The organism is Ideonella sp. B508-1 (assembly GCF_000333615.1).
Lineage (GTDB): Bacteria > Pseudomonadota > Gammaproteobacteria > Burkholderiales > Burkholderiaceae_C > Ideonella.
In genome coordinates, this window is record NZ_BADL01000398.1 from 1 (window position 1) to 1813 (window position 1813).

Genomic DNA, 1813 nt, shown 5'->3' on the forward strand with positions numbered 1-1813 from the left:
GCGGCCTTCGGCGGCTACAAGGAATCCGGCATCGGCCGCGAGACCCACAAGCAGATGCTGGACCACTACCAGCAGACCAAGAACCTGCTGGTCAGCTACAACCCGAACAAGCTGGGCTTCTTCTGACCCTTCGCGAGTTCAGGACGGGGCGGCTTCGGCCGCCCTTTTTTCTTGGGGCGACACAGGCAAGGAGACGCAGGATGGACACCTTGGAGACACCGGTGGAGCGTGTGGTGGCCTCGCCCGAGGCGCTGGCGCTGCTGGAGCGGCTGAAGGCCCGGCATGGCGAGGTGATGTTCTACCAGTCGCACGGCTGCTGTGACGGCAGCACGCCGATGTGCCTGCGGGTGGGGGAGATGACGCTGGGGCAGGCCGACGTGCGTCTGGGCAGCATCGGGGGCGTGCCGTTCTGGGTGGGCCGAACCCAGTTCGAGTACCTCGAGGGAGGCCAGGTGCTGCTGCACGCCAAGTCCGGCGCCCTGGGCACTTTCTCGCTGGAAGATGCCGAGGACATGCACTTCGTGGCCACGCAGCGGCTGTGGACCGATGCGGAATGGGCCTGGCTGCAGGCCCATCCGCTGGAGGGGGTGTGAGCGGAGCCCTCAGGCCAGCTTGAAGGTGCCGACCAGGTTCACCAGCTGGTGGGCCTGGCCACGCAGGCTTTCGGCGGCGGCGCTGGTCTGTTCCACCAGGGCGGCATTTTGCTGGGTGCCCTGATCGATGCGGCTGACCGCGTCGCCCAGTTGACCTACGCCTGCGCTTTGCTCCTGGCTGGCTCGGCTGATCTTGCGGATGATGTCCGAGACCTTGGCGATGGACTGCACGACGTCGTCCATGGTCTGGCCCGCCTCATGGACTTGCGCCGAGCCCTGCTCGACGCGCTCCACGCTGGCCTGGATGAGCTGCTTGATCTCGCGCGCGGCTTCGGCGGAGCGTCCGGCCAGGCTGCGCACCTCGCTGGCCACCACGGCGAAGCCGCGGCCTTGCTCGCCGGCCCTGGCGGCCTCCACGGCCGCATTCAGGGCCAGGATGTTGGTCTGGAAGGCGATGCCGTCGATCACGCTGATGATGTCGACGATGCGGTGCGAGGCGGCCTGGATGCCCTGCATGGTGTCCACCACACCGGCCACCACCGTGCCACCCTGCTGAGCGACCTCGCTGGCGCGGGCCGCCAGCGTGCTGGCTTCCTGGGCGCTCTGGGCGTTGTGGCGCACGGCACCGTCCAGTTCCTCCATCGAGGACGCCGTCTCCTGCAGGGAGGAGGCCTGCTGCTCCGTTCGGGTGGCCAGATCGCTGTTGCCCAGCGCGATCTGTGCGCTGGCGCTGGCCACCTGTTCGGCGTTGCCCCGCACGTCCTGCACCAGCCGGCGCAGCTGGGTCTGCATGGTGGCGAGCGCGCCCAGCAGTCGACCGGTCTCGCCCTGGCCGCGCACCTGCACGGTGTGGCTCAGGTCGCCGCGGGCCACCGCGTCGGCGGCTTCGACCGCGGTCTGCAGCGGCCCCACCACGTCGCGGCTGATCCGCATCCCGATGCCCACCCCCAGAACGGCGGCGAGCAGCATCATGCCCAGGCTCCAGGCCACCGCGCGCCGACCCTCGGCATAGGCCTGCTGCGACGCGTCGGCACTGCGTTGGGCGATGGCGCCCTTGAGTTCACGCAGCAGCTTGGCCGCTTCCCGGTCGATGCCCCGCACCGCCATGTCGCCCACCGAGGATTCCAGCCCGGCGGACTTGAACTTCTCCAGGCCGTCGCGGTAGCCGGCGGCCATCTTGTCGTGCTGAACGACAAAGGCGGCGGCGAGCTGGGCCAGCT

3 protein-coding genes are annotated in these 1813 nt (G+C 69.2%); 2 read left to right on the forward strand and 1 reads right to left on the reverse strand.

What is annotated here, in order from left to right; translation table 11 throughout:
- Both I73_RS32700 and I73_RS16495 read left to right on the forward strand, forming a co-directional pair.
- Positions 1-126: aldehyde dehydrogenase family protein (locus tag I73_RS32700; protein WP_148289818.1), on the forward strand; the 126-nt coding region annotated here is incomplete at its 5' end.
- A gap of 74 nt (positions 127-200) precedes the next feature.
- Positions 201-593 carry a DUF779 domain-containing protein gene (locus I73_RS16495; RefSeq protein WP_022981626.1) on the forward strand — a complete coding sequence of 131 codons (393 nt, stop codon included), beginning with the start codon at positions 201-203 and terminating at the stop codon, positions 591-593.
- Between the two features lie 9 nt (positions 594-602).
- Here the strand turns inward: I73_RS16495 and I73_RS28505 are convergent.
- The coding region (locus I73_RS28505) for a methyl-accepting chemotaxis protein (RefSeq protein WP_040500563.1) at positions 603-1813 on the reverse strand (1211 nt) is incomplete at its 5' end.

Excerpts from the sequence above, each read along its gene's own strand:
- I73_RS16495 (WP_022981626.1), top strand. The coding sequence starts at position 201 with ATGGACACCTTGGAGACACCGGTGGAGCGTGTGGTGGCCTCGCCCGAG.